Consider the following 13,823-nt stretch of genomic DNA (forward strand, 5'->3'; position numbering starts at 1 on the left):
GCCAGCATCGGGCTCCGGGCACCGGCAAACAGGTCGGCCGGCCGGGACACCGCTTCCGGGGCGGGGCCCGGCGGCAGCAGCGGCACGGGGGCCGGCACGGGAGGAAACGGCCGGGTCGAAGCCGCGGCCGCTGTCCACGGCCAGGTCGATCCTGTCGACGGATTCCTTGAACATACAGGCCGACAGCCCACGGAGCCGGTTTCATGCGGCCGCCGCGGCGGACGAAAAGATCGTCCGAGAGTTCGCGCCGCAGCCGGGTGAGCGCGTGGCTGACCGAGGGCTGGGTGACAAACCTGGCCTCGGCGGTTCGGGTGATGCTGCCGGTTTCGTAGATGTCCCTGAAGGTCCGCAGCAGGTTCAGGTCCGCGGTCAGCCTCCGGATGCGCGTGAAACAACTACAAATATGGTCATATAAGACCATGCGGGCAGACTTCTCCCCCAAGGACATGAGTTCCCGGGACTTCTACAAGTTCCTGACCTCGGTGGTCATCCCCCGCCCCATTGCCTGGGTCTCGAGCACCAGCGCCGGCGGCGTGGACAACCTCGCTCCGCATTCCTTCTTCACGGTCGCCTCGACCAAGCCCCCGATTGTCCAGTTCACGCCGACGGCCCGCAAGGACACGCTGAACAATGTGGAGGCCACCGGTGAGTTCGTGGTGAACTTCGCCGCCGAGGACCTCTTCACGAAAATCAACGACACCGGCACGAATTTTCCGCCCGGGATTTCCGAGTTCGACGCCGCGGGACTGACCCGGGAACCCAGCCTCGCCGTGCGTCCGCCGCGGGTCGCCGAATCCCCGGTGGCCCTCGAATGCCGGCTCCACCAGGTCATCCCGGTGGGCAATTCGTTCCTTGTCCTCGGGGAGGTGGTCCATGCCGCCGTCCGGCCGGACGTGCTGGACGGCACCCATCCGGACGCACGGCGGCTCAAGCCGCTGGCCCGCATGGGGCGCAACGAGTGGAGCAGGCTCGGCGAAATCCTCGAAATCGCCCGCATCCCCTACAGCGAGTGGGATAACCGCTGACCGGCTACTTCTTGCGGCCGAAGACGAAGTAGGCGGCCGGGCCCAGGTAGTTGACGAAGCAGGCCGCGGCCCAGGCACCCTTGGACCCGTTGACCTGCTCCGGCGGGCGCTTCTTCAGGTCCGTCAGCGCGGCGGCCAGCAGCGCCAGCTGCCCGGCGGCGTAGACCAGGATGGACAGCTTCTGCCGCCCTGTGAGCTGGCGCCAGGACTTCTTCCCGCGGTGTTCCTTCATGCCGATCCCTGCCGTCATAATCCGATACGCCGCCCAGTGTAGCCGGGGCTGGAGAGCATAATGAGCCCATGAGCATCATCAAGATCAACGCCATCACCGTTCCCGCAGGCTCCGGCGACGAGCTCGCCAAACGTTTTGCCGCCCGGGCCGGCGCCGTGGACAACCAGGACGGCTTCGAGGGCTTCGAACTGCTCCAGCCCACGGACGAGCGCACCACTTGGTTGGTGGTGACGCGCTGGCGCGACGAGGAGTCCTTCGAGGCCTGGCAGAAGTCCCGTGCCTTCGCCAAGGGCCACGGCCAGGAAGCCGGCGAGGCGCCGGCACAGAAGCCGGTGGGCATCGCCTCCGAACTCTGGAGCTACAAGGTGGCCGGCGGCAGCGCCGGCAATGCCGGGTAGGGATTGGGGCGCTCCCCCCAGGCCCTGACCGGACCCGCTTCTTCGCGGATGCCGCGGCCAACCCAGTCCAGGGCGTTCAGCAGGACGCAAAGCCGATGAGGAGCACTGCGGGGCGGAACCCTTGATTGGTTGATTCTGCCGCGCAGTTCCATTTGCGGTTTCGTCTTCCGTGTTCCGGGGCTTAGGACACTGCTGGTGCGGCAGCGGCGTCGCAGGCTATCTATCGATATAGTGGCAACACTAATTTCTTGCCGGACCTGACTTCGGGAGCCTCGCATGAGCCTGCGCACCGCGCTCCTGGCGCTGCTAACCGTCGAACCGATGACCGGCTACGACCTGCACAAACGGTTCGATTCCTCCGTCGGCTACGTCTGGCACGCCCCGGACTCGCAGATCTACCCCGAGCTGCGCAAGATGGAGCGGGACGGGCTGCTGGTCGGCAAGGAAGTGCCGTGGGGCCAACGCGGACGCAAGACGGAGTACCACGTCACCGAGGCGGGCATCGAAGCGTTCCGGGAGTGGATGAACGGGACCTTGGAGTACGGCCGCGAGCGGGACCCGATGCACCTGAAGGCGGCCTACCTGGAATGGGCCGAGCCGGAGGCGGCCCGCAGGCAGTTGCGCGCCCACGAGGAGCACCACCGCGCCCTCAAGGCACAGTGGGAAGAGCAGATCCGCGAAATCGACACGGGGCACAGCGGCATGCTGAACCGCCGCCTGGCCACACTGCCGAAGAACGAGCACCGTGCAGCCACGGCCTTCAAACGGTTCACCTACCAGGGCTTGGTGGCCCGGGCGGAGCAGGAAATCGAGTGGGCCCGGCAGGGACTCGCGCTGGTGGACGAACTGTACGGGAAGGAGCCGGAGGCCGGGCCCGGGCGTCGATGAATGCCGGTGCCCGCTGCTGGAGCAGCGAAACCGGCTACTCCGGCACCGGGGCGCTGTGCTCGTAGACCCAAGGCAGGCGCGTCATGACCAGCCGGTTCCGGCCCGACGACGGTGCCTGGCCCGGCTCGTACTCGGCGTCGCCGGACCAGGCAATGATCCGGGCGCCCGCCGAATTGCCCAGCAGGCGGCTTTGGTAGGTGACGGGCCGGCTCCTGCGTGCCCGCGCCAGCACCGCATCCACCGACTCGGCCTGCAGGAGCCCGTGCAGCGTCACCCAGGTCGGCGGCATCAGCCGGATCTGCCCCTCGCCGTGCCGCCGCAGTGCTTCGCGGGGGGTGAGCCAGGCATGGTCCATGTGTTCGCCCGGGTTCAGGACGATGGTCCCGCCGGGAGCCCTGGCCAGGAAGAACCAGGTGTGAAAGCGCCTCGGCGCCTCGGCCGGCGGGATCCAGCAGGACAGTTCCACCAGATCGGCCGCTTCCAGTACCAGCCCGGTTTCCTCCCGGGCCTCCCTCACGCCCGCCCGGCGGGCGGCGAGCCGGTCGCGCTTCCCCGCGTCGTCTGCGCCGGCCTCACCACCCTCGTCGTAGTCCTGCGGATCCACCTTGCCGCCGGGAAAGACCCAGGCACCTGCAAAGGACCCGGTGTCGTGCGGCCGTTCCAGCAGCAGGACCTCGGGCCCGTCCGCAGCGTCCCGCAGCAGAACCACCGTGGCGGCAGCGTCTATCCGGGGCATGACTTCCTCCGTCTTCGGGGCAGATGTTCGTCCTGTCGACCGTATCGCGGATCCCTGCCCAACCCGCCCCTCCTGCCACAAAAATCGGCCAGCAGATGCGGGGCGGATCAAGAAATTGGTCAGCAGAGCCACTCCCCCAACAGAAAGTGCACTGCAGTCCTGCAGTTTGGCGGGCCCGCGGTGCACTTTCCCGGAAAAGACAATATGTGCTGACCAATTTTTCAGGCGAGGGAACACCTGTCGCCCAATTTTTGTCTTGCTTGGTGCGCCAGGCGTGGGTAAAGGGCGTGAAGGCGCCGGCACCGGAGAACCAGCCCAGTTCCAGAGAGTCCCCGCAGTGGTGCCAGGGGCTGGAGCCGGCCGGCGGCCCCAGTTCACGGAACTTTCCGCCGAAGAACAGCAGCGGGTCCCGGTCGGTGATCTCCACGGCAATCACCTCGCCGATGACGATGACGTGGTCGCCGCCGTCGTAAATGTTCCAAGGCTTGCACTCCAAGGTGGCCGTGTTCTTCAGCAACACCGGCACTTCGCCATCCAGCCGCCACCGGGGGTCCGCCGGCATCGGCTTGCCGGCAAAGTGCCAGGCCACGTCCAACTGGTCCTGCGAGAGGATGTTGATGGCGAACGGCGCGTCTTCCAGGTAGCGGGCCGCCTTGGAACTGCGGGTCAGGGTGACCTGGGCCAGCGGCGGGTCCAGGGACACCGCGGTGAACGCGTTGACCGTGGCCCCGTGCGGCACACCGTCCTGCGACCGGCAGGTGACCACGGTGACCCCGGTGGCAAACCGGCCGAAGGCGTTCCGCAGCGCGCGGATCGGTGGCGGGCTGCCCGTTCACGGCCGAGCCGGTTACTCGGCGGGGTCGAGGGCGAAGTTATAGGTAACCTCCTTACCCGCCCCGTCCGCGCGCGGGGTCGGGTCCAGGATCAGCTCGGGCTTGACCGCCGAGGCGATGTCATCGCTGAGATGCGCGTCGCCCTGGAAGTACAACTGGCTGGTCAGCTGCTCGTACCCGGGGGCGGAGACCTTCAGGTGCAGGTGCGCCGGGCGCCAGGCGTGCCAGCCGGCGGCGGCGATCAGCTGCCCGCAGGCCCCGTCGGTGGGAATCTGGTAGGGCGCCGGCTGGATGGTGTTGATCTGGTAGTAGCCGTCGGCGTCGGCGATGACGGTTCCGCGCAGGTTCCACTCCGGCAGCCCCGGCGCGTACTGGGAGTAGAAGCCCAGGTGGTCCGCGTGCCAGATCTCCACATGCGCGCCGGCCAGCGGCTCACCATCCACATTGGTCACCCGGCCCTGGAAGAGCAGCGGGGTGCCCGGCTCGTCCGGCCGCATCGGCAGCGTCGCCGGGGAGGCCAACTCGGGGGCATTGGGCACGTAGTACGGGCCCTCGATGGTGCCCTTGGTGCCGTGCCGGTGCTCGTTGGCGACCTGCTCCACCGAGTGCTCGACCCACACGTCCAGGAACAGCGGCCATTCGCCGTCCTCGCCGACCTTGATCAGCCAGGCCTTGAATGCGTTGTACTCGTCGTAGGTAACCTTCTCCTCCAGCACCGTGTCATTGATCGCGTTGATCACCCGCGAGGCGAGCCGGCTCACCCGCTCCGGGCTGGTGCCGGCGGCGGCCTGCTTGTGCTCCCGGAAGCGCTCGGTGGCACGGGTCCCGGAGGCGGCGGCGGTGGCTTCGGTTTCCTGGGTCATGGAAATCTCCTGATGATGGGTAGGTCCGGCCTGCGGATTCGGACGGCAAGGCCCTCAGCGGCCTGTGATGCAGAACACAGCCTGGCTATATATGCACCCTAACCGGGGAGTTTAGGTGGAGACAAATACTTATTTGCCGCCCATTGGTACCGCCCGGCTCTGGATTCCCGACGGCTCCGCCAGAGCCCCCAGGGCCTTGACGACGACGGCGGTCAGTGGATGTCGGAGGGGTGCTTGGCCAGCGGAATGACCTCGATGTCCATATACGGGAAGAGCGGCAGCCCGGAGAGGATCTCGTGCAGCTCGTCATGGCTGTCGACCTCGAAAAGGCTGTAGTTGGCGTATTCGCCCACCACACGCCAGATTCCGGCCCATTTGCCCTCCCGCTGCAGGTTCTGCGAGTAGGCCTTTTCGGTGGCCTTGATTCGGGCGGCCTGTTCCTCGGGCATGTCGGCAGGGAGGTTCACGTCCATACGGACCAGATACTTCATGGTGCTCCTTTTCCTCGCCCGGGCAGGAGCCCGGGCGGTTACTTGGTGTCCTGGCGGTAGTGCGCGAGCTTGTCCTCGTCGATGGCGGCGCCGACGCCGGGAACCTGGCGGGCGGCGATCCGGCCGTCCCTGATCACCAGAGGCTCGGCCAGCAGGTCATCGCTCATGTCCAGGAAGTTGGACAGCTCCCCGGCGCGGCGGGAGGTCGCCTCGTGCGCGGCGCCGAAGGTGACGGTGGCGACGGTGCCGATCTGGGTGTCGATCTGGTTGCCCATCACGACATCGACGCCCAGCCCCGTGCACAGGCCCAGGATCTGCTGGGCCTCGGTGAAGCCGCTGCGGGCGGTCTTGATGCTGACCGCGTTGCAGCCGCCGGAGAGCAGTTCGCGGGAGACGTCCCCCGCCGTCGGTACGGACTCGTCGCCGACCACCGGGATCGGGGACTTGTCCACCAGCCGGCGCCGGCTCATGGCCTCCTTGGCGTCGCAGGGCTCCTCCAGCAGGGACAGGCCCAGGCCCTCGGTACGGCGGAGCACTTCGAGCGCCTCGTTGGCGGTCCAGCCGCGGTTGGCATCCAGGTAGATTTCGGTCTCCTCCCCCAGCCCCTCGCGCAGCACGTGGCACGCCTCAATGTCCAGCGCCAGCGGCCGCCGGCCGACCTTGAGCTTGAAGGTATTGATCCCGTATGCGCTGCGGAAGCGCAGCGCCTCGTCCAGCAGCGCCTGGGCCGGGGCGAAGCCGAGCATGTGGGAGACCCGCATGGAGTCCGTGTAGCCGCCAAGCAGCCGGGTCACGGGAAGTCCGGCCGCCTGGCCGATGATGTCCCAGAGGGCTATGTCCAGCCCGCCCTTGGCCGTCTGGTTGTGGATGGTCCGGGCCAGGACCGCCTGCACCTTCTGCCGGTCCAGCGGGTCCAGCCCGGCCACCGCGGGGGCGAAGATCCTGGTGGTCACCGCGACGATGGAGTCCTGGGTCTCGCCGTAGGTGTAGGGCCGGGGCGGGGTGTCCGCGGTGCCCACCAGGCCTTCGTCCGTGTGCACCCGGATGAGTACGTGGTCCGCCTCGGTCACCTGCCCGCTGGCAAACTTCAGCGGCTTGGCATAGGGGATGGAATACGGGATGGCTTCAATGTGCTCGATCTTCACGCCGGGGGTCCTTTGCAGGGTGGGAAACGCTTTCCAGAAGGGTGATGAAGTTGGCCAGCAGCTTCGAGCTGTCCTCACTGCGCCAGGCGACGGCCAGGTCCACCGGCGGCGCCTCGCGCAGCGGGCGGAAGACGGTGCCGCGGATGGAGAAGGTCCTGGTCGTCGTTGGAATCAGGGCGACCCCGGCGCCTGCCGCCACGAAGGAGAGCAGCGTCGAGGTCTCCCTGGCTTCCTGCACGATCCGGGGGAAGAACCCCGCCTTGCGGCAGGCGTCCAGGAAGATCCCGCTTACGGCCGAATTCATCGGGTAGCTGACGAACGGCTCACCGGCCAGCTGTGCCAGCGAGAGGGTGCCGGATTCGGCCAGCGGCGAGTCGTCCGGAAGTGCGACCACCAGCTCGTCGTGCTCGAGGAACTTCAGCCGCAGGTTCGGCGAGCGCACCGGCGGCCGCAGCACGGCCACGTCCAGGCTGTGGTCATCCAGCCCGGCCACCAACTGCGGCGTGAGCATCTCGCCGTGGACGTTCAGCAGCAGGCCCGGCATCTTCTCCTTGGCCTCGCGGACGATTTGCGGCATGAGCCGGTAGGTGGCCGAGCCGGTGAATCCAATCCGCAGCACCCCGCGGATGCCGGCACCCACCTGGGCGACGTCGGACTCGAGGCTGTCCAGGTCCTCCAGGATCCGCCGCCCCCGCTCCAGCAGCAGTTCGCCGGCGGCGGTGAGCTCCACCTTCCGCGTGGTGCGGGCCAGCAGCTGTGTGCCCAGCTGCTCCTCGAGCTGCTTGATCTGCTGGGACAGCGGCGGCTGGGCCATGTGCAGGCGTGCCGCGGCCCGTCCGAAGTGGCGTTCCTCGGCGACGGCGACGAAGTAGCGCAGCTGCCTGGCCTCCACCTCGCCATCATCCTCCACCTTGGGTAACGCCACCGTGGGTCCAGAGTAGGGCGGGGGATTAGTAAAGGGAAATACATTAAGGTTCTCCATTGATATGCCAGCCGTCTTGGTTTGTCTCCGCGCGGACCGGACGGCTCCTGGCCGGTCACCGGGCGCCCCTCAAGCGCCGGGATCACCGGGCTGGCGCGGACTCCCGTGCCTGTGCCATGGTGGCGCGCATGGGAGAAATGATCCAGCTTGGCAGCGGCGGCGGGGAGTTCAAGGCCTACCTGAGCTACCCGGAGGACGAAATCCGCGGTTCCCTGGTGGTCATCCACGAGATCCAGGGGCTGGTGGACCACATCAGGGACGTGGCGGACCGGTTCGCGGCCGAGGGCTACCTGGCCGTGGCTCCGGACCTGCTATCCGCCTCCGGGCTCGATACGGCCGTCCTCGAGAGCCTCGGCGCCGCCTTGGCGGATCCGGCCAAACGCGCCCAGGCGCAGCCGCGGCGGCGTGAAGCCACCGCCCAGCTGCGCGCCCCGGAAGCCGCCATCCGGGTCAAAGCGGCGCTGCAGGAAACCTTCGAATACCTGAACGCGGCGCCGGAAGGCGACGGGCGGACCGGCGCCGTCGGCTACTGCTTCGGCGGCACCTGCTCCTTCGCGCTGGCGGCCGCCGAGCCGCGGCTGCAGGCCGCGGTGCCGTACTACGGCAGCGCGGACCTCGGCCCGGAGGAGGCAGGCAGGATCGCCTGCCCGGTGCTGGCCTTCTACGGCGAACAGGACGGCCGGCTGGTGGACGGGCTGCCCGAGCTGCGGCAACGGTTCGCCGAGGCCGGCGTGGACTTCCAGGCCCACGTCTACCCGGAGACCGGCCATGCCTTCTTCAACGACACCAACCCGGCGGCCTATAACAAGGCCGCCGCGCAGGATGCCTGGCGCCGGACACTGGCCTTCCTGCACGAGAATCTCGGCTGAGGCCCGGAAAGACCAGACCATGTGGATCGGCTGGATCGAATTCGACCTGCTGCTCGGAGACGTGCATTCGCTGAAGGAAAAGCGTTCGGTGGTCCGGCCCCTGATCGCCGAGGTCCGCAAGCGCTTCGACGTCTCCATAGCGGAGGTGGAGCACCAGGACCTGTACCGGCGGGCCGCCGTCGGCGTCGGGCTCGTGGCCGCCGACCGCGCGCACATCGTCGAGGTGCTCGACGCCGTCGAAGGCTACGTCGCGTACCGTCCCGGCGTGGACCTGCTCGGCGCCCGGCGCCGGATCCTCTCCGCCGAGGACTGACCCAGGCTCTTTATCAGGCCGCGGGTGCCGTCTCCGGCGCGAAAGCTCCGGAAGGCAACCCGCCGCCGCCATTTAATGCTCAAGCAGGCGCACGTGGTCCGGGTTCAGGTCCGCCACCTTGTTCACCCCGAGCAGGCGCATGGTCAGGGCCGCCTCGGTGCCCAGGATCCCGATGGCCCGGTCCACCCCGGCGCGGCCGCCGGCCATCAACCCGTACAGGTACGCCCGGCCGATCAGCGTGAAATCGGCGCCGAGGGCCAGCGCCGCCACGATGTCCCCGCCGCTCATGATGCCGGTATCCAGCAGGATCGCCGTCCTGCCCTTCAGCGCCGCGGCCACCTCCGGGAGCAGGTGCAGCGGAACCGGCGCACGGTCCAGCTGCCGTCCGCCGTGGTTGGAAAGCACAATCCCGTCCGCGCCGTGGTCCACTACGCGCTTGGCGTCATCGATGGTCTGAATGCCCTTGACCACCAGCTTGCCCTGCCAGGTCGCCCGCAGCCAGTCCAGGTCCTCGAAGCTGAGGGTCGGGTCGAACATGGAGTTGATCAGTTCGGTGACCGTGCCGGAATAGCGCGAGAGGTTGGCAAAGGACAGCGGCTCGTGGGTGAGGAAGTTGAACCACCAGGCCGGACGGTAGGAGGCGTCCAGCACCGTCTTCAGCGTCAGTGCCGGCGGGATGGTCATCCCGTTGCGCACGTCCCGCAGCCGGGCCCCGCCCACCGGGGTGTCCACCGTGACCATCAGCGTGTCCACCCCGGCCTTGGCCGCCCGGTCCACCAGGGCCAGCGAGCGGTCCCGGTCCGTCCACAGGTACAGCTGGAACCAGTTCCGCCCGTCCGGCGCCGCGGCAGCCACATCCTCGATGGATGCGGTACCCATGGTGGAGAGGGTGTACGGGATGCCCGCTGCGGCGGCCGCGCGGGAACCGGCGTATTCGCCCTCGGACTGCATCATCCGGGTGAAGCCGGTGGGCGCGATGCCGAAGGGCAGGCTCGCCCGCTTGCCCAGGATCTCCGCGCCCAGGTCCACGTCCTTGACATTGCGCAGGATGCCGGGCCGGAATTCCAGGTCCAGGAAGGCCTGCCGGGCCCGCGCCAGCGTGATCTCGGCTTCGGCCGCGCCGTCGGTGTAATCGAAGGGCGCCTTGGGCGTGCGCCGCCTGGCAATTGCCCGCAAATCCCCGATGGTGTTGGCCCGGCGCAGCCTGGCGGCGGTCCCGAGGGCCGGAGCCTTGAACTGCATCAGCGGGGCGAGCTCGGACGGCCTCGGCAGGCGCCGCCTCAGGGCCGGGGGCGTGAAGTTGGTCTCGGAACTCTTGGTCATCTTCACCTCGGTCGTCTGGTTGGGCAGGGCAGCGGCGGCGCCCGGTAAAGTGGCCTCACGCCATAGACGCAGGCACCATCAGGAGAATGCCATGACCACACCCGCCACCGCTGAGCATTTCGCCACCGTTGAGGAGCTTATCCGCCACCGCTACTCCTTCGACAAAGCCTCCCAGCATCTGGGCATCGAGGTGGTCGAGGCCGAGGAAGGCCGCGTGGTCATGGCGATGGACGTCCAGGAGTTCATGCTGAACGGCCACCATATCCTGCACGGCGGCTACCTGTTCACCCTGGGCGACACGTGCTTCGCCTTCGTCTGCGAATCGGTCGGGGCCCCGTCGGTATCCCGGCAGGCAGAAATCACCTACATCGCTCCCGGCGGTGCCGGGGCCCGGCTGGTGGCCACCGGCGTCGAACATACGCGCTTTGGCCGCAACAACATCGTGGACATCAGCATCCACGACCAGGACGGCCAGCATTTGGCCGAAATGCGGGTCTTCGGGGTGCTGGTTCCGAAAAGGTAGCGCCCGCGGCCCCGATCCGGCGGCACCCGCCGCAAGCCGGCTGCAGCGGCTGGCGGCAGGTGTCGCCCGCGGACACCGTCAGGTGCGGACCAGCAGCCTATCCAGCCTGGTGAACGAGCTCTCCCAGCCCTCGTGCGTCTGGTCCGTGAAGTCCCTGGAGGGGAACGGACCCTGCCGCAGCGTCAGGCGCGTCCTGCCGCCGTCGTCCTCGAAGGTCAGGAGCATGGACACGTCCAGGTGCGTGTTGTCCCGGTCCATTGCCTCCGCGGAGATGTGCGCCTCGAGCAACTCCGGCTCCACGAACCGGGTAATCACGGCGTCGATCGGCGAGCGCGCGCCGTCCTCATCCATGACCATGGTCAGGCGCCAGACGCCGCCGACGCGCGGATCCACCTCGATGAGCTCACGCGGGGTGCTCACACCTACGGGCCCGAACCACTGGGTGAGCTGGTCCGGGTCGATAAAGGCCTTGAACACCAGTTCCCGCGGTGCGTCAAAAGTACGGGTCAGCACCAGGGTGGTGTCCTGGGCAGATGTTTCAGTCATGATCCTTCGCCCTCCTTTTCCTGTTGGAGTTTCTTCAGGTGCGCGTCCAGGCGGTCGAAGCTTTCATCCCAGAAGCGCCGGTAGTTTTCCATCCACGCAGTGGCTTCCCTGAGCGGGGCTGCCTCCAGGCGGGAGGACCGCCACTGGGCAGAACGGGTACGGGAGATCAGTCCTGCAGCCTCCAGGACCTTCAGGTGCCGCGAGACCGCGGGCAGACTGATGTCGAACGGTGCGGCCAACTCGCCCACGGTGGCCTCGCCCTCGGCGAGCCGGGCCAGGATCGCGCGCCGCGTGGGATCCGCCAGCGCCGCGAAGATCATGCTCAGGCGGTCCGTCGCCATCCGTTTAGCCAATCAGTTAAATAACCAATGGGTTAAATATACGCCTGCCGCGGCGCCGGTCAAGACCTTGACCGGCCTTCTCCCCGGACGGAAAGTGGAGGAGGGCCGCCGCCCGCGACGACAGCCACCGACCATGGATTACAACGACGCGTCCTCCCTGCCCGCCCCGGCCCGGCGCATCCCTGAAGCTTCCGGCCCGGGACGGTTCCGCGTGCTCCGGCCACTGGCCACCAGGGACTTCCGCATCCTGATCGGCGCACTCTCCGTCTCCATTTTCGGCACCGGCATGTGGGCGGTGACCATGGTCTACCAGGTGCTTGGACTCGGCGGCGGGCCCGTCGAGCTCTCGCTGGTGGCCACGCTGGCCGCCGTCGGGCTGGTGGCGTTCGTCCTGCTGGGCGGCATCGCCGCGGACCGGCTGCCCCGCCGCCGGATCCTGGTCATGGTGGAGGCGGCCAACCTGTGCGCCATCGGATCCGTCGCGGTGCTGGCGCTGAGCGGCGCCCTGCAGCTGTGGCATCTGGCGGTGGCCGCATTCGTGCTGGGCACCGCCTCCGCCTTCTTCTTCCCCGCCTACTCCGCCATCCTGCCGCGGATCCTTCCGCCGGAAGAGCTGCTGGCGGCCAACGGCATGGAGGGGATGATCCGCCCGCTGCTGCAGCAGGCCGGCGGGCCGGCGGCCGCCGGCCTGGTCATTGCCGCCAGCTCCCCGGCGCATGCGGCAGCACTGATTGCCGCCGCCCACACCACGGCCCTGCTCACGCTGCTGTTCCTGCGTCCGGAGCCCCCGCTGGACGGGCACCCGGACCGGGACGACGCCGTGCCGGATGCCCGGCACGGCGCAAGCACAGCCGGAGCGAAGCCCGTCCGCCGCTCGGCCTGGGCGGATCTGCGCGAGGGCTTCGGCTACACGGTGCGGACCCCGTGGCTGCTGTGGACGCTGCTCTTCGCCGTGGTCGCCGTGCTGCTGAGCGAGGGACCAATCGAGGTGCTGCTGCCGTTCCTGGTCCGGGACCAGCTCGGCGGCGGCGCGCAGACGTTCGGTTTCCTGCTGGCCATCTGGGGCGGCGCCATGGCGGTGGGTGCCTTGCTGGTGTCCTCGCTGCCGCTGCCCCGCCGCTACCTAACGGTGATGGTGATGTCCTGGGGCCTCGGCACGGTGCCGCTGGCATTCATCGGCTTCATGGACAGCTTCTGGTCCATGGCGGCGGTCATGCTGGTGGTGGGCGTGACCTGGGGAGCGTCCGCGGTGATCTGGGGAACGCTGCTGCAGCGCCGGGTGCCGCGGCATCTGCTGGGCCGGGTGTCAAGCCTGGATTTCTTCGTCTCGCTGGCGCTGATGCCGGTGTCCATGGCCGCCGCCGGGCCGCTGGCCGCGGTGGTGCCGATCTGGCTGATTTTCCTCGTCGTATCGCTGGCCACCCCGGTGCTTGGACTCATCGCGCTGGTGGCGGCCAGGATGCCGCGGGACGAGATCGCCCACCCGCTCGGCTCCTGACCGGCCGCCTGCCCGCCGTGCTTCGGCACTGCTGGCGGGCATTGGCTATACGTGTATAGTGGGGAGCGTAGTTGTTGTGTTGCGCATTTGATTTTTAGCAACAGGCCCCTTCACCGAAGGGCTTGTGCTTCTCTGAACGGCGGAAAAGAACACCGCTGCACCGGGATTCCGAAACGCGGAGTCCTCTGAAGGCTCAAGAGGAGCACACATAATGGCAACTGGAATCGTCAAATGGTTTAACGCCGAAAAGGGCTTCGGCTTCATCGCCCCGGACGACGGCAGCGACGACGTCTTCGCCCACTACTCGGCCATCGCTTCGACCGGCGGCTACCGCGAACTGCGTGAAGACCAGAAGGTCGAGTTCGAGGTCGTCCAGGGCCCCAAGGGCCTGCAGGCTGCGGATATCCGCCCCCTCTAAGGAAATTGGGGACCTCCCCATTCCAAGGCGCTTAGCGCCGAGCTGACCTGCTCACGCGGGCCGGTTCCTTGCACAAGGAACCGGCCCGCGTTTTTGCCTGCCCGCCGGTTCTGGCCTCCCGGCGGCGTTAGGGGCAGACTTATTCCATGCCCGGATTGACCGCAGCCGCCATGGCACCTGCCGGCACAAGCCCCGTCGACGTACTGGCCGAGCTCCTGCTGTTTGGCGGCACCATCCTGCTGATTTTCGGCATGGCCGCCGTCCTGTCCACCTGGCTGGTGGTGCGGCGGATCAAACGCTCCCGGCGCTTGCGCAGCGGCTGGCGCAAGGGCACCCTCACCGTGCGGACCCTGGCTGCCGACGACGCCGGGCGGCACCTAGCGCGGCTGCGGCTCCAGC

18 protein-coding genes and 2 pseudogenes are annotated in these 13,823 nt (G+C 68.1%); 9 read left to right on the top strand and 11 right to left on the bottom strand.

Features of this window, described 5'->3' with window-relative positions; all coding sequences use genetic code 11:
- Positions 1-448 (bottom strand): LysR family transcriptional regulator (locus ACFQ36_RS14625; protein WP_377014810.1); only part of this gene is annotated, 448 nt, incomplete at its 3' end.
- Between ACFQ36_RS14625 and ACFQ36_RS14630 the strand changes: the two genes are divergently transcribed.
- Positions 420-1,025, top strand: coding sequence for a flavin reductase family protein (locus ACFQ36_RS14630; RefSeq protein WP_377014812.1), 606 nt, complete (start codon positions 420-422; stop codon positions 1,023-1,025). The genes ACFQ36_RS14625 and ACFQ36_RS14630 overlap by 29 nt on opposite strands.
- Before the next feature lie 4 nt (positions 1,026-1,029).
- On the opposite strand, the gene ACFQ36_RS14635 is transcribed toward ACFQ36_RS14630, so the two are convergent.
- Positions 1,030-1,257, bottom strand: coding sequence for a PLD nuclease N-terminal domain-containing protein (locus tag ACFQ36_RS14635; protein ID WP_377014814.1), 228 nt, complete (start codon positions 1,255-1,257; stop codon positions 1,030-1,032).
- A 68-nt stretch (positions 1,258-1,325) separates the two neighbouring features.
- Here ACFQ36_RS14635 and ACFQ36_RS14640 point away from each other — a divergent pair, with 68 nt between their 5' ends.
- Together ACFQ36_RS14640 and ACFQ36_RS14645 are read left to right on the top strand one after the other, a co-directional pair.
- Complete coding sequence (locus tag ACFQ36_RS14640; RefSeq protein ID WP_377014816.1) at positions 1,326-1,655, top strand: antibiotic biosynthesis monooxygenase family protein; 330 nt, start codon at positions 1,326-1,328, stop codon at positions 1,653-1,655.
- A gap of 276 nt (positions 1,656-1,931) precedes the next feature.
- Positions 1,932-2,543, top strand: a complete 612-nt coding sequence (locus ACFQ36_RS14645; RefSeq protein WP_377014818.1) for a PadR family transcriptional regulator — start codon at positions 1,932-1,934, stop codon at positions 2,541-2,543.
- A 34-nt stretch (positions 2,544-2,577) separates the two neighbouring features.
- Here the strand turns inward: ACFQ36_RS14645 and ACFQ36_RS14650 are convergent, their stop codons facing one another.
- The 6 genes and pseudogenes from ACFQ36_RS14650 to ACFQ36_RS14675 all read right to left on the bottom strand — a co-directional run bounded on the left by ACFQ36_RS14650 (position 2,578) and on the right by ACFQ36_RS14675 (position 7,503).
- Entirely contained in the window at positions 2,578-3,279 is a 702-nt protein-coding gene (locus ACFQ36_RS14650; RefSeq protein WP_377014820.1) for an NUDIX domain-containing protein, read from the bottom strand.
- A gap of 382 nt (positions 3,280-3,661) precedes the next feature.
- Positions 3,662-4,093, bottom strand: a pseudogene (locus ACFQ36_RS14655) (flavin reductase family protein); the annotation flags it as partial.
- A gap of 33 nt (positions 4,094-4,126) precedes the next feature.
- Positions 4,127-4,975, bottom strand: coding sequence for a catechol 1,2-dioxygenase (catA, locus tag ACFQ36_RS14660; protein ID WP_377014822.1), 849 nt, complete (start codon positions 4,973-4,975; stop codon positions 4,127-4,129).
- A 212-nt stretch (positions 4,976-5,187) separates the two neighbouring features.
- Complete coding sequence (gene catC / locus ACFQ36_RS14665) at positions 5,188-5,466, bottom strand: muconolactone Delta-isomerase (protein ID WP_377014824.1); 279 nt, start codon at positions 5,464-5,466, stop codon at positions 5,188-5,190.
- A gap of 38 nt (positions 5,467-5,504) precedes the next feature.
- Entirely contained in the window at positions 5,505-6,611 is a 1,107-nt protein-coding gene (locus tag ACFQ36_RS14670) for an enolase C-terminal domain-like protein (RefSeq protein WP_377014826.1), read from the bottom strand.
- Entirely contained in the window at positions 6,592-7,503 is a 912-nt protein-coding gene (locus ACFQ36_RS14675; protein WP_377014843.1) for a LysR substrate-binding domain-containing protein, read from the bottom strand. The genes ACFQ36_RS14670 and ACFQ36_RS14675 overlap by 20 nt, the downstream gene beginning before the upstream one ends.
- A 218-nt stretch (positions 7,504-7,721) precedes the next feature.
- Here ACFQ36_RS14675 and ACFQ36_RS14680 point away from each other — a divergent pair, with 218 nt between their 5' ends.
- Positions 7,722-8,462, top strand: coding sequence for a dienelactone hydrolase family protein (locus ACFQ36_RS14680; protein ID WP_377014828.1), 741 nt, complete (start codon positions 7,722-7,724; stop codon positions 8,460-8,462).
- 19 nt (positions 8,463-8,481) lie between these two features.
- Entirely contained in the window at positions 8,482-8,775 is a 294-nt protein-coding gene (locus tag ACFQ36_RS14685; RefSeq protein ID WP_377014829.1) for a DUF503 domain-containing protein, read from the top strand.
- A 72-nt stretch (positions 8,776-8,847) separates the two neighbouring features.
- On the opposite strand, the gene ACFQ36_RS14690 is transcribed toward ACFQ36_RS14685, so the two are convergent.
- Positions 8,848-10,098, bottom strand: a complete 1,251-nt coding sequence (locus ACFQ36_RS14690; protein WP_377014831.1) for an alpha-hydroxy acid oxidase — start codon at positions 10,096-10,098, stop codon at positions 8,848-8,850.
- 91 nt (positions 10,099-10,189) lie between these two features.
- On the opposite strand from ACFQ36_RS14690, the gene ACFQ36_RS14695 reads away from it, so the two are divergent.
- Positions 10,190-10,621, top strand: a complete 432-nt coding sequence (locus ACFQ36_RS14695) for a hotdog fold thioesterase (RefSeq protein ID WP_377014833.1) — start codon at positions 10,190-10,192, stop codon at positions 10,619-10,621.
- Between the two features lie 78 nt (positions 10,622-10,699).
- Here ACFQ36_RS14695 and ACFQ36_RS14700 read toward each other — a convergent pair whose 3' ends face one another.
- A complete protein-coding gene (locus ACFQ36_RS14700) occupies positions 10,700-11,167 on the bottom strand; it encodes an SRPBCC domain-containing protein (RefSeq protein WP_377014835.1) in 468 nt (155 codons plus the stop codon).
- A complete protein-coding gene (locus ACFQ36_RS14705; RefSeq protein ID WP_377014837.1) occupies positions 11,164-11,508 on the bottom strand; it encodes an ArsR/SmtB family transcription factor in 345 nt (114 codons plus the stop codon). The genes ACFQ36_RS14700 and ACFQ36_RS14705 overlap by 4 nt, the downstream gene beginning before the upstream one ends.
- 133 nt (positions 11,509-11,641) lie before the next feature.
- Here ACFQ36_RS14705 and ACFQ36_RS14710 point away from each other — a divergent pair, with 133 nt between their 5' ends.
- From ACFQ36_RS14710 to ACFQ36_RS14720, 3 genes and pseudogenes are all read left to right on the top strand, one after another.
- Positions 11,642-13,006: an MFS transporter gene (locus ACFQ36_RS14710; RefSeq protein WP_377014839.1), complete on the top strand. Its 1,365-nt coding sequence runs from the start codon at positions 11,642-11,644 to the stop codon at positions 13,004-13,006.
- 211 nt (positions 13,007-13,217) lie between these two features.
- Positions 13,218-13,424 carry a cold-shock protein gene (locus ACFQ36_RS14715; RefSeq protein WP_377014841.1) on the top strand — a complete coding sequence of 69 codons (207 nt, stop codon included), beginning with the start codon at positions 13,218-13,220 and terminating at the stop codon, positions 13,422-13,424.
- 146 nt (positions 13,425-13,570) lie between these two features.
- Positions 13,571-13,823 (top strand): annotated as a pseudogene (locus tag ACFQ36_RS14720) (hypothetical protein); the annotation flags it as partial.

Origin of the sequence: Arthrobacter sp. GCM10027362 (genome assembly GCF_042679445.1) — a bacterium.
In the GTDB taxonomy this organism is placed as follows: Bacteria; Actinomycetota; Actinomycetes; order Actinomycetales; family Micrococcaceae; genus Crystallibacter.